Genomic DNA, 25,102 nt, shown 5'->3' on the forward strand with positions numbered 1-25,102 from the left:
TGCTCCTCTTCTTCCTATATTAATGCTTATGCTTCTTCAGGCAGAGGAACCGCATGCTTTTGCACTAAAGTCACCATCCCCAGTTGGTCTGCCTGCAGGTCAGCCAGTGCTGTTCCAACTTGGGCCAAGCCTGAAGCAGAAGCCCCCTCTTTGACATTGCGCAGAACGCGCATCTTGCTGCCATTGCCATACTTAGAATTCAAAAATACATACTGGACTGATTGTTCGAGTAATTCAAAGTTCATTGTCTCAACCTTCCTTATATAAAAAACATTGTGTCTTGTAATCAGTCCGCGCGCCAGACTTCTTACACTATTACTAACGAATTGAGGGGGCCAAAGTGTAACATCAAACTTGAATTTTTTAATTTTTTCTAGCTAAAAACATCATTGAGTAGTCAAATGCGCCTAAACCATCTATAATTAACCTAAGTATTAACAAGGAGGATAAATTCCTATTATGAAGAAATCTACGATTTGGACCATCGTGGCCGTGGTGATTATCGCCATTGGCGGCGGTACGTTCTACGCAACACAGAAATCAAACAGTGATCGCGTTAATGCCTCTTACAATGATGCAATGACTAGCGGCAAGGATGCCGTTGCAGCTAAGAACTACAAGCAGGCAAGCAGCGCCTTTGACAAGGCACTTGGGATCAAGAAAACCCCTGAAGCACAGGCCTACAAGGACCAAGCCGACAACATGGACTCTGCCATCACTGCTACTTCTGCTGGTGAATATGCACGCGCACGCGTGATGGTCGACAATGTCATCAAGAAGGGCCACGGCTATGCCGTTTTAGCCCGGCAAGGACGCACGTTCAAGACAACGATTGCGGATGTGCAAGACAATTACGACCATGAAATCAAGCCTATCTTCGCTGCTGCTAGCCAGGCCGAAGCCGACAAGGACTACCAAAAGGCCGTTGACCAATACCAAAAGGTGCTCGACCTGCCTTACATTGATGGCAAATATTACGGGCGCTACAAGAAGGCAGCCCAAAAGGGCATTGCAGCTGACAAGAAGGCAGCCGCAGACAACAATGGCACTTCTGCTGGAAGTTCTGACTCCATTGCCCAGAAGAACACAGGTAATATTGGCAAAACCGGTGAAGGTGCCATGGGCAACCACAAGGTTCACGGCAAGACTGTTACCAACAAGCAAATTGTGCAATTGCGCAAGCGCGTAAACAAGCTTGGCTACGATGCAATGTCATGGAGTCCGCAAGACCTCATTGATATGTACCGGACTTCTCGTCGCCCTAAGCCAAGCAAGATTACCAAGCAGGATATCGAAAGCTACTTGAAGCCATAAGCACCAAGACTAATTCCACCTACTTGAAAGCTAATTTAAAGACAGGCATTCTTGACTAATGAACGTTAGTTGCGGATGTCTTTTCTTTTGCCTAACCCACTTGCCTGCCAAAGATGCTATAATTTTACTATCATATAAGAAGGAACAATGGTCATTTACGGGTTAATCGCTGCAACGGTTGCTTTTACCGCATAAAGTCGGTAAAATGACTATTGACTTTCACGTTTCCTATTTTTATTAAAGGGGTGTCTGCTTTGACCGAAAAAGAAAATAACATCAAAGATACTGAAAAAGAAAAAGAACAAAAAGAAGAAGAACTCAAGGTAATCATTCCTGAGACCGAGTGGGTTACAATGCCGCAAGAGGAGTTTACTGAGCAGCCTGAATACCTGCAAGTATTCACTGGCTTCTACATTGCCAAGTTCAACCAACGCGATTTGGAAATTATGAACACCTACGATGTTAATTCCAATATGGTTGACATCAACCAATATCTTCTTGACAATATCCATTTTGGCCGCCGGGAATTGGTTAGCCACGCCTTGCAATACCATGCTCAGAACTTCCAAAGCATCATTGATGAAATCTCTGACCAGGACGGAATCGATGCTGGCAAGATGACATCTTACCGCGATTGGGACAATTGGTATGAGGATCGGCGCAACAATATTTCGACTTCTTTGTCATAATTTACTTGTACTATAAGCAAAAAAGGAACAAAATAGATATTTAAAAGAGAATGTCACTTTGGCATTCTTTTTTACTTAAACTATTTTGATATAAGTCTATGGGAGTATATAAATAACTATGGATCAGAAGAAGAAGCGGATTTCAGCAGCCGGGCTGCTGATTACTGTCGGCATCGTTTACGGTGATATCGGCACGAGCCCGCTCTATGTTATGAAGTCAATCGTTACCGGCAATGGCAGCATCGCCAGCATGAACCGCGAGATGGTCTTAGGCTCAATCTCGCTGATTTTTTGGACTGTCATGTTGCTGACAACTATCAAGTATGTCTTAGTTGCCTTGCGTGCAACCAACCGCGGCGAAGGCGGTATCTTTGCCCTCTATGCATTGGTGCGCAAGCGTGCTAAGTGGCTGGTTATTCCCGCACTGGTCGGAGGCGCTGCCCTTTTAGCCGACGGGACCTTAACGCCGGCAGTGACGGTTACCACTTCAATTGAAGGCTTGAAAAAGATGAGTTTTGGTTCTAGCGTCCCCGTTCCCAACCAAACTGCCGTTGTCATTATCACCATTGTGATTTTGCTGGCGCTCTTTTCCATTCAAATGCTTGGTACCAGCAGTATCGGCAAGGCCTTTGGCCCAATCATGTTCGTCTGGTTTACCTTCTTAGGCCTGGTTGGCATCACTAATATGATGCACGACTGGTCGATTATCGAGGCGCTTAACCCTTACTGGGCAATCAAGGTCCTCTTCAGTCCGGCTAACAAGGTGGGCATCTTCATCTTGGGCTCAATCTTCTTGGCCACTACGGGGGCCGAGGCACTGTATTCTGATGTTGGCCATGTTGGGCGCGGCAACATTTATGGGTCCTGGCCTTATGTCTTTATTTGTCTCGCACTGAATTACCTGGGTCAAGGCGTGTGGATCCTGCAAAATCCGGGCTTTAAGACCAACGGTACAGAATTGAACCCCTTCTTTGAAGCTGTTCCTGCCAACTTGCGTCTGTTTAGCATTATTTTAGCCACCATTGCTGCCATTATTGCTTCGCAGGCCTTGATCACTGGCTCTTTTACACTTGTCTCTGAAGCCAGCGGGTTAAAGTTCCTGCCTCGGATGAACATCCATTACCCCACTACTAAGCACGGGCAGATTTACATTCCAGCGGTTAACAAGATGATCTGCGTGGCAACGGTTGCCATTGTTATTTTCTTCCAGACATCAGAGCACATGGAAGCTGCTTATGGTCTGTCCATCACTGTCACCATGTTGATGACTACACTGCTCCTCTTTGAGTACTTGGGCGAAAGAAAACACCCGCTAGTATTGCGCCTGGGCTTTTTGATCGTCTTCGGCTTCATTGAAGGCATGTTCCTGATCTCCAGTTTGACCAAGTTCATGCACGGCGGTTACGTCACCGTGCTGATTGCCGGCTTTATTGGCGTGATTATGTTCATCTGGTACTTCGGCAATAAGGTACGCGACAAGCATGAAGGGGCTCACACTTATGTCCGCCTTGACGAATATACTGATATGCTTACTGACTTAAGCCACGATGACGACTATCCGGTTTACGCCACTAACCTGGTCTACATGGCTCCTGTCAAATACAACAAATTCATCAAGCGCGAGATCCTATACTCGATTCTTGACAAGCGACCAAAACGGGCCCGGGCTTACTGGTTTGTCACCGTCAACATTACTAACGAGCCGTTCACAGCACGCTATGCCGTTAATACTTACGGCACCAAGAATGTCATCAACGTCCAGCTCTTCTTAGGCTTTAAAAAGCAAACAAGCGTGAACGTCTACTTGCGCCAAATCGTGCAAGACCTGATCAAGGACGGTACAATTGAAGCCCAGCCGCAAGAATATACGACTACGCCAGGTCGCCAGGTTGGGGACTTCTCCTTCGTTCTGGTAAACGATGTGGTAAGTCCGTTGACCAGGCTCAAGGGCTTTGAAAAGTGGATGCTCAAGGCGCGTGTCTGGTTGCAGAACTTGTCTCCTAACCCTGCTTCTTGGTTTGGTCTTGAATACACGGACACTGTGATTGAACGCGTACCCCTAATCTTGGGCAGGCCCCGGCGCAACCTCCACATTAAGCGAGTGGCACCTCGGGACTATTCCCACTTGGCCGATGAAAACAAGGACGACGATTAAGACCGTCGAATAATTTTAAAATGAGGACCAACTCCAGATATTCAAAGGGAGTTGGTCCTTTTTTGCGTACTGAATCAATTTAGTCATGCTCGGATATAGCCATATAAAAAAGCTCTGTTGATGACAGAACTTCCTCTCTGAATTTCAATCAACCGCTTTACAGGCGGTTGACTCAATTATGTTATTTGATCAATAAGACCATTCCTGAAACTCTTCAATGAAGTGAGTCCCAAAAGTTGGACTAATAAATGTTAATAATTATTTTGCTAGGGGTTGCCCAAATATTATTCTTTACCTAATCAAGAATTAAGCGACTCTTTACAAGAAGTGGCTGAGGATTTATCTGGAAAAGAAAAGCTGCCAGAGGCTCATAGTTTTGAAGAATTAGAAAATCAAACAAACTAAAATACACGACTTCGATTAAATATCGGAGTCGTGCGTTAGGTCTTGTTTAATAAGTGGCTAACTTTTTAGTTGCACTTCAATTTCAGAGTTTTATTTTAGGTTAAGCAACATTTTGCTAAAGATTAGCGCTTATCTAAAATTTGATATGCTCTAGATAACAAGTTATCCAAATCTTTGTCACTAACATGCCCAACAATTTTACCGTGTCGACCAAAAAAATCACAATTAGGCATGTAAAAAGTAATTACACTACCAGATACTTTACTGTTGATATCAGCAACATGATAATATAACTCATCATTATCTTTATTAAGATCATGCGTAAGAGGCATACAGACAACTAATCCCGTTTTTTGATTATATGCACTATTTGATATAACTATCGCTGGTCTTTGAATATTACCAGATTGGAAACTATGCCCGCCTTCTTCTCGTCCTGCATGAGGTTCAGCATCTATCCAAATAATATCTCCTTGTTTGGGGGCTACCACGGAATGTTCTCCTTGCCAACCTGCATAGTATCTGGATTACCTACTTTTTCAATTTCTTTTTTAAAGTCAATATCGTCATATTCTCCATTAAACCACGGATTAGAGTCAATAGCCTTATAGATTAAAGTGTTATTATCTTCTTGAATCAATTCAAATCGTTGACCAAGTTTAACACCCGCCTTACTCGGAACCGTGAGAGCTGTAGAATTACCAACTTTTCTAGCAACAAAGTTACCTAATTTCTTTTCCATTAATATCAACTCCCTAATTTATGTTAGTACAAGTATACACCGTTCCTAAGGGGATTTCAATTATACCTCTACAAAAGTATGTTTTCTCGGGTTTTTGCTCCAGTAATTGCGCAAAGTTTTTTGCCCATTTACCCAAAATCAATCGAATCTAATAGATGCTCCCTGGCCTCTTGATCCAGGCCCAGGTACTCCAGCGTTATTTTTTCTGAAGAATGGTTTAGCAGCTTCATTACCAGAGCTATATTGTGGTGTGACTGCTCACATACCCGGTAAGCTCCAGTCTTACACATCGTGTGAGTTCCAAGATAGTTAATATTCAGAATCTCTCCTGCTCGGTGCATTATCATATGTTCCCTTATGTATAAAGATAACACTTCAAGCGCTTTTATGAAAACTTATGTTCGTACTTACGCTAAAAAAATCCTCAGATTGCTCCAAGGACTTTTTAAAATTATTAACTATCCTTTATTCTGGCATAGCATCTTCTTGTGTCTCATTAAAATCTAACTGATCATGCGGTAGTAATACCATTTCCTGCTGTTGCTTTAACAGCCTGGTAGCTTGCTTTACTTCCGCAATGCTTGCCGTACTTGAATCATTAATTTCTTTAGCATTTTTTAATACCATATCATAGGCCCTAGAGTCGTATTTTTGGTAATTTTCATTAGCCTTAACGATTTTATCCTGATCAATTTGCTTTTGCAATTCAGTCTTATCAGCCTTCGTAGCCACTTTAGCGTCTGCTTTGGCCTCTTCTGCTGTATTAATTGGTGTTAATTGAGGACCAGAAATATGGCTAGTTCCTGTTACTTTGATATAACTCCGATAATCTTCTGTTATTTTACCATACTGAACTGAATCAATCGTAGCACCATTTCTTGCTATATGGTAGAATAATTCCGCCTTATTTTCCTTTGGTTGCCAAATATAAAGTGCTTCATCTACCGGTATTTTATCCCCTTTGGCAAAATTTACACCTAAATTAGTTCGAACTTGACCATTTATATTATAAACATCTGTATTACCAGTATTTAAAATATAATTATAATACGTATAGGTTAACAGTTTTTGCCGTGGCTGCTTCTGTACAAGTGATTTAGCAAAGAAGCCAGTTTTGGTTCCACTCAAGCGAAAGCAAGCAACCTTCGCCGGATCGTACTGTATTAAAGAAACCCGATCCACCTTAACCCTTTGGCCTATCTTAACAGCTCTTTGTTCCTTGCCATAGCCAATTTGAATTGATTTGCTAAAATTATCTCTTTTAGCTAATGCTACCGTTGCTTCAGCCGTGTAGAGCGGCTTATTGTCGATTTGACCTACGTTGGCCGCATTAATGTAGCCGCCACCACCAATATTGTAGTAATACTTGCCGCCTATCTTTTCATACGGCAGCCAGGACTGATTGTAATTGTCTTCATCGAGCAAGAAGTATTGCTTGCTGTTGCGCTCGGTCTTTTCAACTGTACCTGAATACTTCACCGGCGTGCCCTTACGCAAGTGTGTATTCTTTTTACTGCCACGAAACCTGGTCAGGCGCCGCCCATTTTTATCGTACACAAAAGAATTATAGTTCAATTCCAGGTTGCCCGGCTGTACTTCGCTGTTGATTGTGCCCACATTGGCTGCCTTAATGTAGGCCCCACCAGTCAAGGGGTAATAATTTTTGCCTTTGATTGTAGTGATTTTACTCGTGCCGCTAACTTTTGTGCCCATCTTCAGCGTTTTCTTGCCGTTGTAATAGGTGCGCTGCCCCTGCGCAGTGTAAACATAGGAATTATGATTAAGCTTCAGGGTCGCAACACCTGCCGCTTCAACAGTAGAAACTGGATTCAAAGCTGCAGGCACAATCGGGCCAAGGGCAAGAACACCCGCAATTGAGCTCAAAATAATTTTTTTATTTAAATTCATACAATCACCTCAAAAATAAGAAAGAGCGTTTTCAAGTTAAGTATAGAACATTATGTTAACTTTGCATAGAAAGTTAAAACTAGAAAGAGCAATCATTTGACAACTAGGATATATGTAAAAAGCTATATTTCGATATTCTCTCGAAATATAGCCTAAACAAAAATAAATCAATGTTAAACATCATCTTATCAATTAAGTTAAATATAAAAGCACTTATTATAAAACCACGTAGGCATTATTCCCCAATACATAGACTGCTTTACCTTCGTATTTAGTCTTTAACTCAAAGAAATTATTTGTTCGTCCCACTATATCGTACAATTTATTTGTCACAAGCTCTTCAGCCTTGCTTCCAGCTGCCGTTGGTGACAAGAGACCGAAAAGCAGTTGTTTAAGACGATTTTGACTTGCTCTAAATCACTACGAATAAACATTGGCCTGGCTGCATAGTTCTTTTGACTATCAAGAAAATACGTAGATGGGTGGGCATGCTTATACATTTTTTCGGTAGTACCGAGCTTAATACCGCGAAATTTATCAATTGCTCGAAATTTGGCCTTTGGAGAGAGAAAAGTATTAGTTCTGATGTAGTAGTATTCTTGACTACGTTCAAGCAATTCATTGCTTCTTAAATCACGCTTGCTCTTCGTTTCTTTCCTCCAGGTAAAAGCATAACCAGCAATTTTCCTTCCCCTTTTTCCTTTTTCGTAAACTTTAGAGACAGCCAAATTCTGAAAGTACGGCGCTAGATCTTCCATGGCTGGCTCAATAATTCTTTGATAGATATGCCAGGTCTGATAACTTTTTGGTGCACCAATTATCGTCTTGAAATTTTCATAAGGAAAATATCTGTAACCTGTCGACCTGCATAACACAGGCAACAAAAAAGCCCCGTTTCCAAGTAGAAACAGAGCTATTTTAGTTTGCTTAATTACCAGATGTCAACGCGCTTGTCAGGATCAAGCCACATGCCATCTCCTGGCTTAACGTCAAAGACCTTGTAAAAGTCATCTTGACACTGGGTTTGCACGTTGGCCCGCAGTGGACCTGGCGCATGAACGTCAACGGCTGTCTGGGTCTTGATTGACTCAGTCAACTGCTTGTTAGCCCAGATGCGAGCAAAGTTTTCAAACAACTTCTTCAAGTCGTCTTGCTCGTTCTTGGCTGCTTCAACCGCAGCAGTCAACCCGCCTTGGTCAGCAATGTTTTCTGATACAATCTGCTTGCCATTCAACTTAACTGGACCGTATTCAATTCCGTCAAAGAGGTCAATCTCATCTTGAGTACGCTTCTTGAACTCAGCATAGTCTTCTTCAGTCCACCAGTTCTTCATGTTGCCAAATTCGTCGAACTGAGCGCCATTGTTGTCAAAGGCGTGCGAAACTTCATGGGCAATCACCGTCCCGATACCACCGAAGTTGGTAGCCCGGTCTTGCTTCAAGTCGTAAAATGGAGCCTGCAAGATGGCTGCTGGGAAGGTCAAGTCATTGCGCTGAGGGTCGTAGCAGGCATTAACCAAGTTGCCAGGCATTGCCCAAACTGTACGGTCAACTTCCTTGTGCAACTGTTCAATGTTGTACTTTTGCTCTTCAATGCCAAAGGCGCGGTCACTGGCATAGAGGCTGCCACCCTCGCTAGCTGGGATACCTTTTAGGCGGCTATAGATTTCTTCAATCTTATCCGGATAGCCAATCTTCAGTTCCAAAGCTTCCAGCTTAACAATGGCCTGCTTCTTCGTTTCCTTAGACAGCCAGCTATTCTTTTGCAAACGTTCCTTATAAACGTCCAGCATCCGATGAATCATGTCTTCAACATCTTTTTTCGCGTCTTCACCGAAGTAAGTCTTGCCGTAATATACGCCCACTACTTCACTAAAGCTGGCATTGGCAAGATGGTAGGCCTGCTTTTCGCCGCTTTGGAGTTCGGGTTGGCCCGACAAGGCCTGACTAAATGGGAAAGCAGCCTCGCGGAATTCTTGAGACAAGTCAGATGCTGCGTCATTGACAAAGTTGACCAACATCCAGCCCTTGATCTCATCAAAGTTGTCGGCGTTGATAATTTCATTAATGTGGTCCAGGTAGCGTGGTTCTTCAACGATAATCCGGTCTGGTTCCTCACCGATTACCTCTTGGAGATAATACTGAATCTTGAAGTCGTCAAACTTAGCTTCAAAGTCGGCCACCTTCATCGGGTTGTAGCAAGCTGGATAATCTGCCCACTCCTCAGTTGACTTGACTACCTTGGCCAATTTGGCATCAAACTTGATTGCATCGGCTGCATATTTTTGTGCTTGCTTTTCGGCAACACCGGCCATCGTCAACAATTTCACTGATTGCTTTTGCAAGATAGCCAAAAGCTTAGGTGCATCGGCTGTCTGGTAGGACGTTGTGTCTGGTAGGTAAATGCTTGGGCCGGCAAATGACAAGACATTGACCTTGGTGTTCTTCATGTCCGGTTCAACGCTAAAGCTGAATGGAATAGAAGCAAAGGTGGCCAAGTTCGGCGCATTCAGGTTGTAGTCAGAAAAGCCCTTGATGCCTTCTAGCATTTCCAAGTCAGCCTTGATTGGCTCAGCTCCATCACGGTTGCGCTTGTCAAAGTCACGTGCCAATTTATAAAGCTTCACGGCCTCGTCCATATTAGGAACGTTGGGCAAATCCTTCTTACCAGATGCAAAGTCGGCAAAGTCCTGCATCAGCTTCTTCTCCACGTTGACATCAATCCCATCAAAAGCAGCCATCCGCGACCGGTCAGACGGAATCTTAGTCTCTTCAAGCCATTCAGAATTGACGGCCAGGTATAAGTTGTCTTGGGGACGTGTCCCTACTTTGGGTTCGATGATGTCACCACTACCACCACGAACTGCAAAAAAATTTTTCATATGAAAGATCCTTTCATTTTTAAATCAATATTAAAAATTAGCTAAATTAATATTATCATTTTTAATTATACACCAGATATTAAAATGATTTTACAAAATCACTTAAAAAGCGTGATGTGCTTGCGCAACTTCGCATGCAAGGGGAGCAATAAGATAATCATAAGGAAGATGCCGATAGCTGCAGTTATAAAAAACGGAATGTAACCGGCACGGTCAATAATCATCCCGCCAAAGAGCGGCCCAAAGGCTTGGCCAATCCCCCGGGCAACGTTGATCTCGCCCTGGTACTTGCCCTTGCTCGTAAGCGGCGACAAATCGTTAATATATGCTGGTACGGCTGGAAAGGCTGTCCCCTCACCCAGCGTCAGAATGAACATGGACAATGCAAAGTGGCCAAAATCACGTGCAAAAATCAAGGTTGCAAACGAGATGGCAAACATCAATGTGCCAAAGATAATCTGCTGGAAGAGGCTTTTAAAAATATGCGGAAAGCGGGCCAAAATCACTTGGACAAGCACAATAATTGCACCATTAAGCGTCCATAGCAGGCTATACATGTGGAAGGGAATGCCCAGCGACACCATGTAAACCGACAAATTGGACTCCCAATTCATATACATGAGCCAGGTTACAGCCAACGAAATCAAAAAGCCTACCATCAGCATCATGTTGTACTTGGGCATTGGTTCTGCCTTCTGCCGCTTGCCTGTTTCTGCCTGCTTAGCCTGACGTCTCTTATGGAAGTCGCTAATTGGGCGGTAGTGCAGCACCGCGTTAATGCAGGCGATGGCAAATAGCGCCGCCGCCATGATAAACAGGAATTCAACTGAAAAGTCGTAAAGGTAGCCGACCAGCAAGGTTCCGGTTACTGTTCCGACATTTTGGGCAAAATAGATAAGGTTGAAGACATATCGACCCGGGTACTTGCGCAGACTAGTTGCAATCGAGTTAATCATCGTTGCATCCCAGCCATCAAGCAGGCCAGTGAGCGTCAGCCAGATCCAATATTCAGGCCAACCATGAAAAAAGGCCATCAAAAATAGGACCACGGCGTTCAAGCCCAGCCCCGCAACTATTAACGGATATGGGTTGCAGCGGTCATAAAAGCGACCAGCTGCAAAGGACCCCAACACGTTGCCGGCACAATTGCAAAAAAGGACCACGCCGATAACAGAAAGGCTGATGTGTAACTCTTTGTTCAAATAAACCGAGGTTAGGGGCCAAACAAAGCTTGACCCCACCCACGTCAACAATTCACCTAGCAGCAACCAGCGCAGCTTGATTTCCGTCTCATTATTTGATCCATGCGTAACTCTCATTTAATCAGTCCTTTCTATTAGACTACAATTACCAGTTTAACAAGAAGCATAAAAAAAGAACACCCCGAGGTGTTATGGCTCTAGTCAAAAACGGAACATAGAGGTCTGATTTTGCCGCAACCACCGGCTGTCCTTTTTTATTATTCAATGCAAAAATTTTTCTGATACTAGTTATTTAGCCCCAAGCAAAAACTTCCCCTACTTACGTGTTCTGAAATAAAAGTAATTTAATAACGCTAGCTAGGCACACACACAAATGTCCAACTGTCTGATTGACCGATATATTTACTCATTGCAGGTAAACATGCTATGATAACACGGAAACGGCAGAGTTTGCGTTGATTTGTGCGGCACCTGATTTTGAAAGTAGTAAGAAGCTAGATAAACCACAAACTTAATTAGAAAGCAGGATAAATAAATTGAAATATGCAGACAAGTTCAAATTAACGCCGGAAGAAAATCGCCGGTTTGCCAAAAGCAATTTAACCAAACTGGTTTTTACTAATTCACGCTTTGAAGGTCTAACTACCACTATGCCACAAACCCAAACTATTATTGATGGGCTGGGAGTTGATGGTGTGCCAATCGATGATATTAATATCATCGTTCAACTAAAACGTGGGTGGCAATTTGCAGTTAATCAAACAGCAGCTTTAGACTTAAATATGGAAAAAAAGATTAATGAAATCGTCGCTCGAGACACAGCCGCCTTTCCCGGATATTTGCGTACTGGTAACAGTGGTGTTGCAACATACCGCGGCGACTATCAACCGCCAATGATTAGCAAGGAACAAGAGGCTGCTTATCTGGCAAAGCTGCTTGCTAGCAATCGATCCGCCACTGACAAGGCAATGACCTTGATGTACCACAATATGCGACAGCAAATGTTTTATGATGGCAACAAGCGCACTGCTACCATTGCGGCCAATAAGCTGATGATTGATAATGGCGCTGGCTTAATCAACATACCACTAGATAAGTGGCCTACTTGGCAGCAAAAGATAGCTGATTATTACTTTTCAGCAGATATGACGAGTCTCAAAGATTGGACTTATCAAAATGGCATTTTTGGAATGGAACCCAACTTGCAGGCACGGGCCGACCAAACTACGGTAGGGTTATCAGCTCAAGATGAAAAAGAAAACATTGCTGAATTTAAGCAATTACTTAAGTCTGCAGGTAAAGAGTTCAATCACAGTGATGACAAGTAAAGATAGCATAAATAAAAAGATGATCTGCACAATCAATGCAAATCATCTTTTTTAGTTTATTCACTTGGTCTTAATCAAAAAACTGACCCTTGTTCTCTTGGTAATACTGCTTGTAGCGGCCATAATAATTGTGGAACATATACTTCATCAGCAGCCAGCGCTTGAAATTACGGTCCTTGTCATAAAAGACCGTTGTACCATAGCGGCCCTCATGAATCAATTCTTCAGCCATCTGCTTAGCATCATTATCCTTAGCATATTGCTTGAACACTTTAACGGGAATTCCAAGCCACAAAACATGCTGAGACTTTAGCTTGTTGCCGTACACAGTCTCCTTGTCCTTCAAACTATCATACACATAGTCATCGACATACCACTTAGCCAAGTTATAACCGTTTAAAGTTACATAGAAACTTGAACGCCCTTGGCGCAAGTTGATCTCAAAGAACTTATACTGGCCATCACGAGTGTCATACTTAATATCAAAGTTGGCCATTCCAACATAGTTCAGCTTTTCCAAGAACGCTTCAACCTGCTCGTAGAGCTTTTCATCATAATCTGGCAAAATTGCCATGTAATTGCCAATTGACTGCGGAGTCGGGTCCTCTAAGAGTGGGTGTCCCATGCACATCATCTTGATATGGTGGCTCTTATCAACATAAGCATTTAAAACGCGCATGTTGGAGTCATCGCCCGGGATAAAGTCTTGCAAAATCAAATCGGCCTCGTAACCGTTAGTATAGATCTTGCCCACAATATCCTGCAATTCAGTTTCACTATGAATAGTAAACGCCTTTTTGCGCCCTTCAAAGTGAACATCCAGCCATGAGACTGGGTCCTCTGGCTTAAGTTCAAGCGGGTAGCCGAAAGGCAATTCCAGGTAGTTTTCTGCCTGGTAGTCTGCCTTGGTTACAATTTTGGTCTTCGGATATGGCAGGCCATATTCCTCAGCAATCTTGTAGAAGCCTTCTTTGGAAATTAGTTTTTCCAAAATGTCATATTCAATATAAGGCACTACAAAGACGTCTTCTAGTTCTTCCTTGTGCTTGGCCAGCAACTCGGCATACCTATCCCCACAGGCAATCAGCAAAACTGGTTCTTGGTGGTCTTGGTAGAGCTTCATTTGTGCACGCATGACCTCAATAAAGGTAGGATCCTCACTGAAGCCTTGGTGTAGCTCAACCTGCACAATTTTAGAATAACGCGTAGCTGCCAGTTGGCTGTCAGCAAGCGCCTTAACTTTGATGCCGTAGGCCTCATTGAAGGAACGAGCCATGCCATAAACATTAATGTCACTACCGAGTAAGATCGGCGTAAAGTCTTGATCCATGTGAAAATTTGCTCCTAATTAAACCAGCTTGCCCTGCTCAATCAGGCTAGCCACTTCCGGTTGTACGTGTTGATACTTAGCCACAGTGCCCTCGTAATCAACGAAGAAGAGCTTGTACCACACAAGAAAGGTGTAAATTGTCCAAATCTGGCGACGATGTGACCCATCGCCTTGGTAGTTTTCATCAAGCAAGTGCAAAATCTTGTCCTGTTCAAAAACGTCACCGGCAAAGTCCTCGCTAAAGAGTTCTCTAACCTGCTTGTAAAAGCGGGGTTCCTGCAGCCACTGCTTGATTGGCGTTGGGAAGCCCAACTTGGGCCGCTTGGCCCATTCATCAGGCAGTACCTTTTCAGAGGCCTTGCGCAGAGCATACTTGGTATCATGCTTATTCACTAAGTAATCAGTTGGAATTGAGTTGGCCCGTTCAGCAATCTTCTTATCCAAGTAAGGCACGCGCAATTCTAGTGAATGGGCCATTGAAATCTTGTCTGCTTTTTGCTCAATATCATTAAGCATGAAGTGGTGCAAGTCAATATACTGCATCTGGCGCACATTATCCAGGTCTTTGACCTTCTTAAAGTCTTCTTGGTAGATGCTATTAACCGTCAACTTGTTACGGTAAGATGGCTTCAAGATACCATTAGCATCAGCCGAAGTAAAGATTGTGGGATAATCCATGTCATAAATCACCGACTGCCCCACATAAAATTCACTAGGCTCAGCCAAGTTGGTATACAGGTGGACCTTACCCGGAAAGCTGGGCATCTTTTTAATATTGCGCGCTAGCTTTACCCGGGTCTTCTTTGAAAGTTTCTTACATTGAGAAGTAAAGGCCTTGATCACGCTGTTGTGCGTGTGCATGCCATAGTTGACGTAACCAGCAAAGAGTTCATCGGCACCTTCGCCCGATAGTGCAACGGTCACGTGCTTGCGCGCGAGTTTACACAGGTACCACAGGGGAATAATCGATGGGTTGGCATCGGGCTCATCCATGTGATATTGCATCTCGGCAAAGTCATGCATGGCTTCCTCGGCGTGCACCTTATCGGCAAAAAACTTCCAGCCCTTAATGTCTGCCAGTGCCTTAGCCTTGGATGCCTCGTCATAAGTTGCATCATCAAAGGAAATGGAAAAAACATCATCCGGGTTCAATATACTGGTAATGTAGCTCGAATCGACCCCTTCTGATAAGAAGGCGCCGACAGGCACATCAGCATTGTGGTAGAGCTTGACTGTTTCCTGCAGGTCTTCATCAATGCGCTTGACCGTCTCTTCAAAGCTCAAGGTATTGGCCTTGTATTCGGCATCCCAGTATTGATGGGTCTTCATCTCGCCATTCTTGTATTCAAACCAATGACCAGCTGGAAAGCGGTAGATGCCCTTGAAGAAGGTTTCATCCAAGTCATTGTACTGGTTCATCAGGTATGGCTTGACAGCTGTTGTGTTCAGCCGGAGCTTGAAGCCAGGAAAGGCCAAAAAGCTCTTGATTTCAGAGCCTACCACTAAGTGGCCGTTTTCATTGCTGTAATATAGCGGTTTAATGCCAAAGAAGTCACGTGCCCCATACATAGTCTGCGTATTATCATCCCAAATAACAAAGGCAAACATGCCGCGTACCCGCTTAAGCAGGCCATCCATGCCCCATTCCTCATAGCCGTGCAGCAGCACCTCAGTATCGGTCTTGGTCGAAAAAGTATGACCAGCTTCAATTAGTTCCTGGCGCAATGGCTTAAAGTTATAGATTTCGCCGTTAAAGATAATGGACCGACTTTGGTCTTCATTATAAATAGGCTGGCTGCCGCCCCGCAGATCGATAATTGATAATCGCCTAAAGCCCAGGGCAACCTTGTCATTGGTGTAATAGCCATCTGAATTAGGGCCCCGGTGCTTGATCGTAGCCATCATTTTACCAATAGCAGCCTGCTTATCGTTGATTTCTGGATTATAAAATGCGACAATTCCGCACATAGTTTATCTTCCCTTAATTATTAGTCTTTTTGCTTTAATTTAACTGTTCTATTATAAGCTAAAGCCAGACAATTACCAAACTGCCTGTCCCTATTTTACTAAATATAAAAAATTCGCCGCCGACCAGCCGCACCATAGCCAAAGGCTTGGATAAAGTGGCGGTGCAGGTCAATATTGACTATATAACCTGCAAATTCGGTTTGGTGGTCAATCTGCCGGTTCCAGTTCTTGTTGTACTTGGTGGTCAAAACATGGTTTGGTCCCATCAAGGCAGAACAGTTGAACAAGATATACTGAATACCATTGATGCGGTACTGGTCCTCGCGGTGCCGGTGCCCGCAAAAGTATGCAATAATGCGGGCATCTTTAACCCCGGTAAAGTCAAAGTCATTGGCTAGGCGGAATTCTGGCGGAATGCCACGTGCCGAATGCATCTGTCCCTTTTCACCTTGGTTAAAGGCAACAAGAAGTTCATGCAGCGAACGCCCGTTATACTTCAAAGCGTTGGTGCCCTTACGGTTGATTGGGTTAGCGTGACTCATTAACACAATCTGCTTGTGCGCAGACTGTTGCAGAATTTCAATGATTTCCTGCATCTGGTCTTCTCTGACTGCCAGAGTGATTTTAGCATCATATTTTTTATGACCCTGTGCATCCAAAATGTAGGGCAAGTCTGATGTATTAACAGAAATAAAGCGCACGCGGCCAACATCATAGTAACAAACGCCGTGCTGACGCGAAATATAGTGGATGCCTGTTTGGCTATACAAGGACGGCCACATGATCCGCTCAAATTCATTTTCTGGAAAAGAAGCCTTAAAGTCATGACTTTCATCATACTTGTCGTTTTCGTCGTGGTTACCCTTAATCATCAGGTAAGGGACCTTCGACTTAAACGAGTTGCGCAGCTTAGTCAATTCACTTTCACTGATGAAGCCCGTATCAGAGCCATCAATCCAATCGCCTAAGTGTACTTTAAGGTCAAGCAAGTCAGACTGGTCCAGGTAGGAAAATTCATTGACATGAGTCAACCCATTCCAGCCATAAAAGTCAGGACTATTGCTATCCTTGTAGTGCGTATCAGTAATCACGCTGACATTGATCGAGTCTGCCCCCGTACGCACATGATTGCGCACGCGCTCAATAAAGCGGTCCAAATACTCTTCCACCACATAGCGGCGGCCAGTTGTCCGATTAATAAACGCACGGTAGCGCATCAGGTCTGGACTATATGCACGGACATATTCTGGTGCCAGTTTTTCTGTGCTTTCCGGACTCAATGCCTGATGAAGAACCCCTTCTTCATCCTTATACACAGTCAGATTATAAGGCTTGTTACCAGGCGTATGTTGCTCGCCGTCAACCTGGTATTCACCCACTGTCAAGTAGTTCTGCATTGGATCAAGCAACTCTTCTTGCTTATTAAATGGGTTGTGCGTTTTCACGCCCCGTACGCGATTGACTATGCCTTTAGTATACTTAAAAAATTTCATAATTCTGCCTCAAGCAAAATAAAAAGCCAGGCATCTTGCCCAGCTTCATCGACTATGCGTTGTTTACCAAAGCGTATGCTGCTAGACCGATTGACAAAACCGCATCTTTAGACAATACTTCCTGTAAAACTTTGGGCGCAACTGCCTGAACTGCACCAATTACCTTTAAACTATAGGTAACAACATGCAGATCAACTGACTTATTATAAAAATTATCTTCATAAGGATTTTCAAGATTATAAGTCAGATTAACTTCATTCTTATCAACAAAGCCATCAACATGGTTCGTTAAAACCCGCTCTTGCAATGCAGATAATTTTGCTCCCAAGTCAATCAAGGTCATCTTATGATCACTTTCGGTCTCATAATACTGCTCCTCGGTCATCTCAAAGTATTCCTTGATCGGCTTGTTTAGCACATGCAGGCTATCAATAGCGCGATAAACGGCCTCTGCATCAAAGTCTTTTTCTTTATTCAAAATGCTCTCTTGATTTGCGGCCAAGTCATCAGCCAAAGTCATTATCTCTAACTTCTCCATGATATCCTCCTAAAGTTCATTCTATATTATACCAAAAAAAACACTATTGCACTTTTTACGCAAAAAGTTTTTACTCTTTTATAAGACCTGGCTAGCAAGTCCAGAATTTTAAAAAATATCACTGATCTTGCGTACTTAACTATATAAGATAAATTCTATTTATTAGGAGAAGATCATGCAGGAAATAAACGCTGTCCCTGGGTTCGCCACGGCGATCAATTAATGGAGCAATACCATGATTGCGAATGGGGCAAGTTAAACCTTGACGACCAGTACCTATACGAGATGCTCATCTTGGAATTGTTCCAATCTGGACTCAACTGGTCCATCATTTTGCACAAGCGTGCAAATTTTCGCCGTGCCTTCAGAAACTTTCGCGTTGAAGAGGTGGCGCAGATGAATGATAGCGATGTGGAGAAGTTGCTGCAGGATAAGTCAATCATCCGCAACCAGCAGAAGATTCGGGCTGCCATTCAAAATGCGCGAGCCATCTTGATTATTGAAGCTAAGCATGGCAGCTTTGCAAATTACTTGCGTAATTTTGTTACTGAGCCTATTGTGCACCACCCACAGACAGCCGCCCAAGTGCCAACCACTAGCAAAATTGCCCAAGAGTTGGCCCAGCAAATGAAAAAAGATGGCTTTTCTTTTGTTGGTCCGGTAATTATCTACTCTTTTATGGAAGGAATAGGTCTTGTTAATGACCACTTGGAAGATTGTCCCTTTAAGTATAGCAATTAGCCCTCTTTGCCAAAGCAAAGACAAGACATTTTATCGGTGAAGAATAAACAAAAAGACGTAGTATCAATCTCTTGCGAGTATTATTACTACGTCTTTTTAAATAATTATTTTTACTATTTTAGACTAGCTTCTTGCGAATCCAGCCCGAAATCCAATCAATCACAATTACCATTACAATGATTCCCAGCAGAATAATTCCTACCCGGTTCCACTGGCGGTATTGCAGGGCAATAATCAGCGGATAGCCAATACCACCGGCACCAACCAACCCCAGAATTGAAGCTGACCGAATCGAAACATCAAAGCGATATAGGGTATTAGAGATCAGCGCAGGCAGTAAGTTAGGCAGCGTCGAAAACATGATAACATTAGTCTTTGAGCCACCAGTGGCAATCACGGCCTCGTTAGGCCCATCTTCCAAGTTTTCAATTGCTTCAGAAAACAGCTTGGCTAACATACCAACTGAGTGAAAGCCCAGAGCCAGGACTCCGGCCGCCGAACCGGGGCCAACTGCTTTGATAAACATCAGGGCAAGAACAATTTCTGGAAATGACCGGATAATTGCCAGCACAATTTTGCCAGTCCGTGATACATACCAATGCTTGTGTCTGGTATGTGCAGCCCAAAAGGCAAAGGGCAAGGAGATAATGGCGGAAATAAACGTTCCTAAAAAGGCAATGCAGACCGTCTCCCATAATTGCGAAACCAGGTCTTCTCCTGTTCCGTTATAAACGTAGGACCAGTCTGGATGGAAGATTCCGGAAAAAATGGCGCCTGCAATTTGGGCAGCAGACTCCTTAATTCCGCCAAAGTCAATTCCAGTACATGACCAGATAACTAAGGCAACTGTGACAACGGCCAAAGTCCAGTGCATCACCCGTTTCTTTAGGTCAACAGGCTTTGGAGGCAATTTTTTCATAATAGTATCCATTATTCCATCAACGCCTCCCTTGATTTAGACGAAACATAGTCGATCAAGACTACCACCAAGATAATTACAATAATGATTGTTCCTGTCTTGCCGTAGTCAAAGACCTGCAAAGTCTGCTGCAGGTATAAGCCAATACCACCAGCCCCGATATAGCCCAGGACAGTTGAAGCACGCACATTGATTTCAAATGCATACAGGCAATATGAAATAAAGTAGGTAATGACCTGGGGCAAAACAGCAAAAACAATGATTTGGAGCTTGTTAGCCCCAACAGCTGTCAAGGCTTCAATGGGACCAGGATCAATCGTCTCGATAGCTTCATAAAAGAGCTTAACTACGATCCCAAATGTGGCAATGGCCAGAGCCATGATACCTGCAACTGGACCAATGCCGACAATGGCAACAAAAATTGCACCAAGCAACAAGTCGGGCACTGTCCGGATGATATTCATGATCACCCGCAAGACTCCAGTTACTGCCTTGTTTTTGACAATATTGCGGGCAATCAAGAGCGCATAAATGAAGGCAAGGGCTGAACCGATTACAGTTCCTAAAATGGCCATCTTGATGGTCTCAAGCAGCAGCGGAATTACCGTGCTGAGGTAGGACCAGTCTGGATGCAGCATCTGCACAAAAATCTCCGTAAACTGACTAAAGTTAGCAAAGAAGGCACCCAAACTAGTTTTTGTTTCATTAGTTGAAACAAACAGACCACCAATGAAAATAACAAGCCAGACCAGGTTCAAAAAATTAAACCTTTTCTTAGGCAGAGTTACCAGCTTTTCTTGGTCGGTGTTACTCATCTTGATCACCGCCATTATATATTTTGGCAAAGGTCGATTCAGGCGTTGCGTCCATCTTACCATCGTAAATAATCTCACCATCGCGAACGCCGATTACACGCTTGCCAAACTCGCGTGCCAATTGAACACTGTGCAAGTTGATGACAACGGTCATGCCATGCTTTTCATTGAGCATCTTTAAGTCACCCATCACCCGCCGAGACGTCTGCGGATCAAGCGAAGCAGTCGGTTCATCAGCCAAAATAATGTCTGGGTTTTGGGTTAAGACGCGGGCAATCGCAACTCGTTGCTGCTGACCACCCGACAATTCATCGGCGCGCGCGTAGACCTTATCAGCCAGGTCTACTTGCTGCAGAGCATCAAAGGCGCGCTGCTTGTCTTCTTTAGTAAACAAGTTCAGCGTACTCTTCCAAGTCGGGTAGTAGCCCACCCGGCCCGTCAACACATTGCGCAAAACGCTCGAACGCTTGACCAAGTTGAAACTTTGGAAAATCATCCCAATATGGCGGCGCAACGTCCGCAGTTCCTTACCCTTGGCTTTGGTGATTGACTCACCATTAATCAGAATGTCACCTGCGGTAATGTCAATCAAACGGTTAATTGAGCGCAAAAGCGTTGACTTGCCCGCTCCAGATAACCCGACAATAACGACAAATTCACCCTTATTGATAGTTAGATTGACGTCTTTTAACCCAAGAACGTCTTTTCCATAAACCTTCTTAACGTTTTTTAACTCAATTATTGGCTTAACTGCAGAATCTGCCATTATAAACTTCCTTTATTTTTTAGTTGATTCGATAATCTTTTCATACTTACGAACGACGCCAAAGTCACTATCCTTAGTCGTTACATAGCCCTCGTGGGTATAAATGCTTTCAATCACTTTGCGTCCCTTCTTGGACTTGCCAATTGAAATGAAGGCATTAGCTAACTTCTTACGGAAAGACTTGGACATCGATGGAACAACCGAAATCGTATCGTTAGGGATTGGTTTAGTGAAGTAAATCGGCAAAACTTGCTTCATAATTTGCGGATTGTCTTCCTTAACAGTGTTACGTGCATCTTCAAAGGTGAAGGCAGCATCAGTGTCCCCGTTCAACACATTCAAAACCGCTTGGTCTTGCCCAGTTACTGTTACCAGCTTGCAGCTCTTAGGTACATCAAGACCCTTTTCCTTTAATTCCGCAATTGGAAAAACATAGCCAGCTGATGAAGTTGGGCTTTGAATGGAAATTGACTTGCCTTTTAAGTCTTTCCAGCTTTTAATTGGTGATCCCTTCTTGACCAAAATTTCAGCCCGGTATGTGTTAACTAAATTACTAGTTGCACGACCACCCGGCTGCTTTACGCCATACCTTTGCGCCTGCAAGAGCACATCAGCAGCACCTTGCTTGTGGGCCAACACGTAGCCACTTGGTGGCAGGAAGCCAACGTCAACCTTCTTGGACTTCATGGCTTCAACCACGGTGTTGTAGTCGGTTGACATGGAAACGTGGACCGGAATACCCAAGCGGTCAGAAAGCATCTTTTCAAGCGGCTTGGCGCGCGACTCCAGTTTGGTTGCGGCCTGACTAGGTACAAATTGAACGTTTAAAGACTTAGGCGTACCGCTATCTTCCGTTTTGCCCTTGCTTGAGCAGGCAGTTGCCATCGCTGCCACTAATAAGACGGCAGCACCAGCTAATACTTTTCTAAATTTTTTCATCATGCCCTCCCAGACATAAAAAAAGACTTTAGATAGAAACACAAATGTGAATTATCCCAAGTCTTTTACCAACATTTTTAATTAAAAAACGAACAATACCGCTCTTTTGCGGGAAACGAAAAGCCATCTTTGCAAAATTGACAATGAAAGCTTCTATTCGCTCATCTCTCTGCATGACCTTCACTTCCCCTCAATAGATCTGTATTTATCCTATCAAATAATAGCAGAAATATTTTGTTTAGCAAAGCGAATTAATTAGAAAAGTTGTTTTTAACTGAAAAAGTCTAATTGGTACGGATCAATTTCACCTGACAGTGTTATTTTTGAATTGATTTAATGATCTTATTGTATTGGCGAATAATATCATAGTCACTGTCTTTGGCGGAAACGTAGCCTTGGTGATTATACACTCTTTCGATAATCTTCTTACCCTCTTTGGATTTGCCGATGGCGATGAAGGCTTTGGCCAGCTTCTTGCGGAAGGATTGGGACATCGATGGTACGACAGAAATGGTGTCGTTTGAAATTCGCTTAGTGAAGTAAATTGGCACTACCTTATTCATGATGTTAGGCACATCATTTTTCACATCATTGCGTGCGTCTTCGTAAGTAAAGGCAGCGTCGGTATCACCATTCAAGACGCTCAAAACAGCCTGGTCCGCACCTTTAACTGAAACTAATTTACAGTCTTTAGGTACATTGAGCCCCTTCTGCTTCAATTCAGCCACAGGAAAGACGTAGCCAGAATCAGAAGTAATATCTGTAATAGAAATAGACTTGCCCTTCAAGTCTTTCCACGACTTAATCTTTGAACCCTTTTTAACGACGATCTGGCCCCGGTATGAACTGACTAGTTTACTTGTTTGCTGGCCACCTGGCTGCTTAATTTGGTAACGAACTGATTTTAATAGCAAGTCAGCTGCTCCTTGCTTGTGGGCCATAATATAGCCGTCAGAAGGCAAAAAGCCCACATCAACTTGTTTAGACTTCATCGCTTCAACCAAACCATTATAGTCTGTCGACATTGTAATATGAACTGGTATTCCCAACCTCTTGGACAGCAATTTTTCTAGTGGTTTGGCCCGCGCCTCAAGCTTATTGGCACCAACACTAGGAACAAACTGTACTCGAAGCTCCTTGGGCGTGTCTGAAGCAGTACCCGCCTTTTTGTTCGTAGAGCAAGCCGTGGCCCCAACCGTAGTTAATAGTATGACTAATCCCAGTAAAAATTTTTTAATCTTACTCATTTGTCCTCTGTACTCCTCCTGCAACCTTATTTTAAATACGCTCTAAAACGAACATCGCGAAACTGTCATTAATCATGCCGACTTCATTCATCGTTCCGGAAGTTCAAAATTAGTCGTGCTTTGCAAGTAAATAATACCATAATTATTCGTATTTAAAAGGATAATGTGCAAATAATTTAAATAATAAGTGCTTATAAAGTATATATTTACGAACAATAAGCATATTGCGTATAACAAAAAAGCACGCAGGTCAGTGCGTGCTCCTTGTTAAATGAATAAGTTTTTATTTGATTGGCTTGTTGTCAATATCTGTTCTAATGATCAACACATCAGCCAGCGCGTGCTGGTTGACATACTCTGTCACCGACCCCATCAACATTCTTTCAACTGCATTCAAGCCAGTGGCTCCCATAATAATCAAGTTATTATGGTGGTCCTTGATAAAGTCATGGGAAATAATTGCCTTAGGGCTCCCGTAACGGATGTGGTAGTCAATATCATCAAAGTTGAAATTGTCGTGGGCCCACGTTTTTAAGCTTTTCAAGTATTTTTCTGCATCTTCCGTCATTTGGTAAACTGTGTCGCCCGTAATCAACATATCCTGCATCTCACCCAAGAACTGTCTAGTGTCAATCACATTTAAGAGATCAATATGAGCATTTTCCGTCATCGCAATTTTAACTGCCTTGTCAAAAGACTTTTCAGCTGATTCAGAACCGTCAACTGGAACTAAAATCTTATCTTTTTCCATACCCATGTCCTCGTCCTTTTATAAAACAAAACTCTATTTGCGTTCATTTTAACATATTTTTGCTAGGAGTTGATTTCTTTAATAATTGTCTGCTAGTTAATTTATTGCTAAAATGGTCCTTAACAAACAAACGGTAAAATGCAAAGGTAGGAAAATTAATGACCCAAAATTTAACTAATCAATTACTCAAAATCAAAAACGGCCGTAATTTCCGTGAATTAGGTAGCTATCAAACCACGGATGGCAGGACCTTAAAAAAGCACAAGCTGCTTAGATCGGCCAACCTGGCAACGCTAGACGAGGCTGACCTTAAGTACTTGCACGATTACGGCGTAAAATACATCGTTGACTTCCGGAGCACGGCCGAAGCCAAAAACCAGCCAGACCGTATTCCTGCAGGTGCCCTTTATAATTTTGATCCGGTTTTCAGTGAAGACCTAACCAACGCCTCCAAGGGCATTGATGAAATTATCAGTGAACGTGAACACGATCCTAAGGCCGGCTTCAAGCACATGTTCATCGCTTATGATGACATGATCAACAGTGCATCAGCGCAAAATGCTTACCGTCGCTTCTTTGACACCTTATTAGCTAACAGTGAAGAAGGCAAGAGTTTGATCTTCCACTGTACTGCTGGCAAAGACCGCACCGGTCTGGCTGCCCTTTTGGCCCTGACTGCTTTGGGTGTGCCACTTGCAACTATCAAGGAAGATTACCTCTTCACTAATGAAGCAACGGCAGACTTTGTGGCTAACTTTTTAGCTCAAGCCAAAAAAGAAGGTGCCAACGACACAACTTTGAATATTCTTAAAGATCTGCAAACCGTCCATCCAGAATACATTGACCATGTAGTGTCCACAATCGAACAAAACTACGGTAGCCTGGATAACTATTTACGTGATATTATGAAACTGACTGACGAAGAACTCAGCAGTCTACGTGATATTTATCTGAACTAGTAAAGGAGAAAA

General features: G+C 43.3%; 24 protein-coding genes and 2 pseudogenes. 7 read left to right on the plus strand and 19 right to left on the minus strand.

The window, feature by feature from the left end; genetic code table 11:
- Positions 1–26 precede the first annotated feature (26 nt).
- Positions 27–245, minus strand: a complete 219-nt coding sequence (locus tag AC2JF7_RS00570; RefSeq protein ID WP_500726045.1) for a DUF1659 domain-containing protein — start codon at positions 243–245, stop codon at positions 27–29.
- 214 nt (positions 246–459) lie between these two features.
- Between AC2JF7_RS00570 and AC2JF7_RS00575 the strand changes: the two genes are divergently transcribed.
- The 4 genes from AC2JF7_RS00575 to AC2JF7_RS00590 all read left to right on the plus strand — a co-directional run bounded on the left by AC2JF7_RS00575 (position 460) and on the right by AC2JF7_RS00590 (position 4,563).
- Positions 460–1,314, plus strand: a complete 855-nt coding sequence (locus AC2JF7_RS00575; RefSeq protein ID WP_500726046.1) for a hypothetical protein — start codon at positions 460–462, stop codon at positions 1,312–1,314.
- Positions 1,315–1,568: 254 nt separating this feature from the next.
- Positions 1,569–2,003, plus strand: coding sequence for a hypothetical protein (locus tag AC2JF7_RS00580; RefSeq protein WP_500726048.1), 435 nt, complete (start codon positions 1,569–1,571; stop codon positions 2,001–2,003).
- A 118-nt stretch (positions 2,004–2,121) separates the two neighbouring features.
- Positions 2,122–4,158, plus strand: a complete 2,037-nt coding sequence (locus tag AC2JF7_RS00585; protein ID WP_500726050.1) for a KUP/HAK/KT family potassium transporter — start codon at positions 2,122–2,124, stop codon at positions 4,156–4,158.
- Positions 4,159–4,431: 273 nt separating this feature from the next.
- Entirely contained in the window at positions 4,432–4,563 is a 132-nt protein-coding gene (locus AC2JF7_RS00590; RefSeq protein WP_500726052.1) for a hypothetical protein, read from the plus strand.
- Between the two features lie 122 nt (positions 4,564–4,685).
- Here AC2JF7_RS00590 and AC2JF7_RS00595 read toward each other — a convergent pair whose 3' ends face one another.
- The 7 genes and pseudogenes from AC2JF7_RS00595 to AC2JF7_RS00625 all read right to left on the minus strand — a co-directional run bounded on the left by AC2JF7_RS00595 (position 4,686) and on the right by AC2JF7_RS00625 (position 11,413).
- Positions 4,686–5,054, minus strand: coding sequence for a type II toxin-antitoxin system PemK/MazF family toxin (locus tag AC2JF7_RS00595; protein WP_500726054.1), 369 nt, complete (start codon positions 5,052–5,054; stop codon positions 4,686–4,688).
- Complete coding sequence (locus AC2JF7_RS00600; RefSeq protein ID WP_500726056.1) at positions 5,048–5,305, minus strand: hypothetical protein; 258 nt, start codon at positions 5,303–5,305, stop codon at positions 5,048–5,050. The genes AC2JF7_RS00595 and AC2JF7_RS00600 overlap by 7 nt, the downstream gene beginning before the upstream one ends.
- A 128-nt stretch (positions 5,306–5,433) precedes the next feature.
- Positions 5,434–5,661, minus strand: a pseudogene (locus tag AC2JF7_RS00605) (tyrosine-type recombinase/integrase); the annotation flags it as partial.
- 109 nt (positions 5,662–5,770) lie between these two features.
- Complete coding sequence (locus tag AC2JF7_RS00610; RefSeq protein ID WP_500726058.1) at positions 5,771–7,213, minus strand: SLAP domain-containing protein; 1,443 nt, start codon at positions 7,211–7,213, stop codon at positions 5,771–5,773.
- Positions 7,214–7,542: 329 nt separating this feature from the next.
- On the minus strand, positions 7,543–8,088 hold the full coding sequence (locus AC2JF7_RS00615; RefSeq protein ID WP_500726060.1) for a hypothetical protein: 546 nt from the start codon (positions 8,086–8,088) through the stop codon (positions 7,543–7,545).
- Positions 8,089–8,144: 56 nt separating this feature from the next.
- Positions 8,145–10,094 (minus strand): M13 family metallopeptidase, encoded by a 1,950-nt coding sequence (locus AC2JF7_RS00620; RefSeq protein WP_500726062.1) that lies wholly within the window; start codon positions 10,092–10,094, stop codon positions 8,145–8,147.
- A gap of 98 nt (positions 10,095–10,192) precedes the next feature.
- Positions 10,193–11,413 carry an MDR family MFS transporter gene (locus AC2JF7_RS00625; RefSeq protein ID WP_500726063.1) on the minus strand — a complete coding sequence of 407 codons (1,221 nt, stop codon included), beginning with the start codon at positions 11,411–11,413 and terminating at the stop codon, positions 10,193–10,195.
- A 419-nt stretch (positions 11,414–11,832) separates the two neighbouring features.
- Between AC2JF7_RS00625 and AC2JF7_RS00630 the strand changes: the two genes are divergently transcribed.
- The gene (locus AC2JF7_RS00630) at positions 11,833–12,624 is read left to right on the plus strand and encodes a Fic family protein (RefSeq protein WP_500726065.1); all 792 of its coding nucleotides are present in this window, start codon (positions 11,833–11,835) and stop codon (positions 12,622–12,624) included.
- 70 nt (positions 12,625–12,694) lie between these two features.
- Here AC2JF7_RS00630 and AC2JF7_RS00635 read toward each other — a convergent pair whose 3' ends face one another.
- From AC2JF7_RS00635 to AC2JF7_RS00650, 4 genes are all read right to left on the minus strand, one after another.
- Positions 12,695–13,954, minus strand: coding sequence for a carboxylate--amine ligase (locus AC2JF7_RS00635; protein WP_500726067.1), 1,260 nt, complete (start codon positions 13,952–13,954; stop codon positions 12,695–12,697).
- Positions 13,955–13,972: 18 nt separating this feature from the next.
- The gene (gene asnB / locus AC2JF7_RS00640; RefSeq protein WP_500726069.1) at positions 13,973–15,922 is read right to left on the minus strand and encodes an asparagine synthase (glutamine-hydrolyzing); all 1,950 of its coding nucleotides are present in this window, start codon (positions 15,920–15,922) and stop codon (positions 13,973–13,975) included.
- Between the two features lie 98 nt (positions 15,923–16,020).
- Positions 16,021–17,415 carry a metallophosphoesterase family protein gene (locus AC2JF7_RS00645; RefSeq protein ID WP_500726070.1) on the minus strand — a complete coding sequence of 465 codons (1,395 nt, stop codon included), beginning with the start codon at positions 17,413–17,415 and terminating at the stop codon, positions 16,021–16,023.
- Between the two features lie 52 nt (positions 17,416–17,467).
- A complete protein-coding gene (locus AC2JF7_RS00650) occupies positions 17,468–17,953 on the minus strand; it encodes a hypothetical protein (RefSeq protein WP_500726071.1) in 486 nt (161 codons plus the stop codon).
- Positions 17,954–18,142: 189 nt separating this feature from the next.
- Here AC2JF7_RS00650 and AC2JF7_RS00655 point away from each other — a divergent pair.
- Positions 18,143–18,694 (plus strand): annotated as a pseudogene (locus tag AC2JF7_RS00655) (DNA-3-methyladenine glycosylase I); the annotation flags it as partial.
- Positions 18,695–18,812: 118 nt separating this feature from the next.
- Here the strand turns inward: AC2JF7_RS00655 and phnE (AC2JF7_RS00660) are convergent.
- The 7 genes from phnE (AC2JF7_RS00660) to AC2JF7_RS00690 all read right to left on the minus strand — a co-directional run bounded on the left by phnE (AC2JF7_RS00660) (position 18,813) and on the right by AC2JF7_RS00690 (position 24,137).
- Entirely contained in the window at positions 18,813–19,625 is an 813-nt protein-coding gene (gene phnE, locus AC2JF7_RS00660; RefSeq protein ID WP_500726073.1) for a phosphonate ABC transporter, permease protein PhnE, read from the minus strand.
- Positions 19,625–20,443 carry a phosphonate ABC transporter, permease protein PhnE gene (gene phnE / locus AC2JF7_RS00665; protein WP_500726075.1) on the minus strand — a complete coding sequence of 273 codons (819 nt, stop codon included), beginning with the start codon at positions 20,441–20,443 and terminating at the stop codon, positions 19,625–19,627. The genes phnE (AC2JF7_RS00660) and phnE (AC2JF7_RS00665) overlap by 1 nt, the downstream gene beginning before the upstream one ends.
- Positions 20,421–21,194 carry a phosphonate ABC transporter ATP-binding protein gene (gene phnC, locus AC2JF7_RS00670; RefSeq protein WP_500726077.1) on the minus strand — a complete coding sequence of 258 codons (774 nt, stop codon included), beginning with the start codon at positions 21,192–21,194 and terminating at the stop codon, positions 20,421–20,423. The genes phnE (AC2JF7_RS00665) and phnC overlap by 23 nt, the downstream gene beginning before the upstream one ends.
- A gap of 12 nt (positions 21,195–21,206) precedes the next feature.
- Positions 21,207–22,133 carry a phosphate/phosphite/phosphonate ABC transporter substrate-binding protein gene (locus AC2JF7_RS00675; protein WP_500726378.1) on the minus strand — a complete coding sequence of 309 codons (927 nt, stop codon included), beginning with the start codon at positions 22,131–22,133 and terminating at the stop codon, positions 21,207–21,209.
- A gap of 28 nt (positions 22,134–22,161) precedes the next feature.
- A complete protein-coding gene (locus AC2JF7_RS00680) occupies positions 22,162–22,308 on the minus strand; it encodes a hypothetical protein (RefSeq protein WP_500726079.1) in 147 nt (48 codons plus the stop codon).
- Positions 22,309–22,450: 142 nt separating this feature from the next.
- On the minus strand, positions 22,451–23,380 hold the full coding sequence (locus AC2JF7_RS00685; protein WP_500726081.1) for a phosphate/phosphite/phosphonate ABC transporter substrate-binding protein: 930 nt from the start codon (positions 23,378–23,380) through the stop codon (positions 22,451–22,453).
- Positions 23,381–23,663: 283 nt separating this feature from the next.
- Complete coding sequence (locus tag AC2JF7_RS00690; RefSeq protein ID WP_500726082.1) at positions 23,664–24,137, minus strand: universal stress protein; 474 nt, start codon at positions 24,135–24,137, stop codon at positions 23,664–23,666.
- A 152-nt stretch (positions 24,138–24,289) separates the two neighbouring features.
- Here AC2JF7_RS00690 and AC2JF7_RS00695 point away from each other — a divergent pair, with 152 nt between their 5' ends.
- The gene (locus tag AC2JF7_RS00695; protein WP_500726084.1) at positions 24,290–25,090 is read left to right on the plus strand and encodes a tyrosine-protein phosphatase; all 801 of its coding nucleotides are present in this window, start codon (positions 24,290–24,292) and stop codon (positions 25,088–25,090) included.
- Positions 25,091–25,102: the final 12 nt, after the last annotated feature.

It is taken from the genome of Lactobacillus sp. XV31L (genome assembly GCF_059900865.1).

Bases quoted from the DNA above. Each gene is read 5' to 3' on its own strand.
- AC2JF7_RS00570 (WP_500726045.1), bottom strand. From the start codon at position 245: ATGAACTTTGAATTACTCGAACAATCAGTCCAGTATGTATTTTTGAAT.
- AC2JF7_RS00575 (WP_500726046.1), top strand. From the start codon at position 460: ATGAAGAAATCTACGATTTGGACCATCGTGGCCGTGGTGATTATCGCC.
- AC2JF7_RS00585 (WP_500726050.1), top strand. From the start codon at position 2,122: ATGGATCAGAAGAAGAAGCGGATTTCAGCAGCCGGGCTGCTGATTACT.
- AC2JF7_RS00600 (WP_500726056.1), bottom strand. From the start codon at position 5,305: ATGGAAAAGAAATTAGGTAACTTTGTTGCTAGAAAAGTTGGTAATTCT.
- AC2JF7_RS00610 (WP_500726058.1), bottom strand. From the start codon at position 7,213: ATGAATTTAAATAAAAAAATTATTTTGAGCTCAATTGCGGGTGTTCTT.
- AC2JF7_RS00620 (WP_500726062.1), bottom strand. From the start codon at position 10,094: ATGAAAAATTTTTTTGCAGTTCGTGGTGGTAGTGGTGACATCATCGAA.
- AC2JF7_RS00625 (WP_500726063.1), bottom strand. From the start codon at position 11,413: ATGAGAGTTACGCATGGATCAAATAATGAGACGGAAATCAAGCTGCGC.
- AC2JF7_RS00635 (WP_500726067.1), bottom strand. From the start codon at position 13,954: ATGGATCAAGACTTTACGCCGATCTTACTCGGTAGTGACATTAATGTT.
- asnB (WP_500726069.1), bottom strand. From the start codon at position 15,922: ATGTGCGGAATTGTCGCATTTTATAATCCAGAAATCAACGATAAGCAG.
- AC2JF7_RS00645 (WP_500726070.1), bottom strand. From the start codon at position 17,415: ATGAAATTTTTTAAGTATACTAAAGGCATAGTCAATCGCGTACGGGGC.
- AC2JF7_RS00650 (WP_500726071.1), bottom strand. From the start codon at position 17,953: ATGGAGAAGTTAGAGATAATGACTTTGGCTGATGACTTGGCCGCAAAT.
- phnE (WP_500726073.1), bottom strand. From the start codon at position 19,625: ATGGATACTATTATGAAAAAATTGCCTCCAAAGCCTGTTGACCTAAAG.
- phnE (WP_500726075.1), bottom strand. From the start codon at position 20,443: ATGGCGGTGATCAAGATGAGTAACACCGACCAAGAAAAGCTGGTAACT.
- phnC (WP_500726077.1), bottom strand. From the start codon at position 21,194: ATGGCAGATTCTGCAGTTAAGCCAATAATTGAGTTAAAAAACGTTAAG.
- AC2JF7_RS00675 (WP_500726378.1), bottom strand. From the start codon at position 22,133: ATGAAAAAATTTAGAAAAGTATTAGCTGGTGCTGCCGTCTTATTAGTG.
- AC2JF7_RS00680 (WP_500726079.1), bottom strand. From the start codon at position 22,308: ATGCAGAGAGATGAGCGAATAGAAGCTTTCATTGTCAATTTTGCAAAG.
- AC2JF7_RS00685 (WP_500726081.1), bottom strand. From the start codon at position 23,380: ATGAGTAAGATTAAAAAATTTTTACTGGGATTAGTCATACTATTAACT.
- AC2JF7_RS00690 (WP_500726082.1), bottom strand. From the start codon at position 24,137: ATGGGTATGGAAAAAGATAAGATTTTAGTTCCAGTTGACGGTTCTGAA.
- AC2JF7_RS00695 (WP_500726084.1), top strand. From the start codon at position 24,290: ATGACCCAAAATTTAACTAATCAATTACTCAAAATCAAAAACGGCCGT.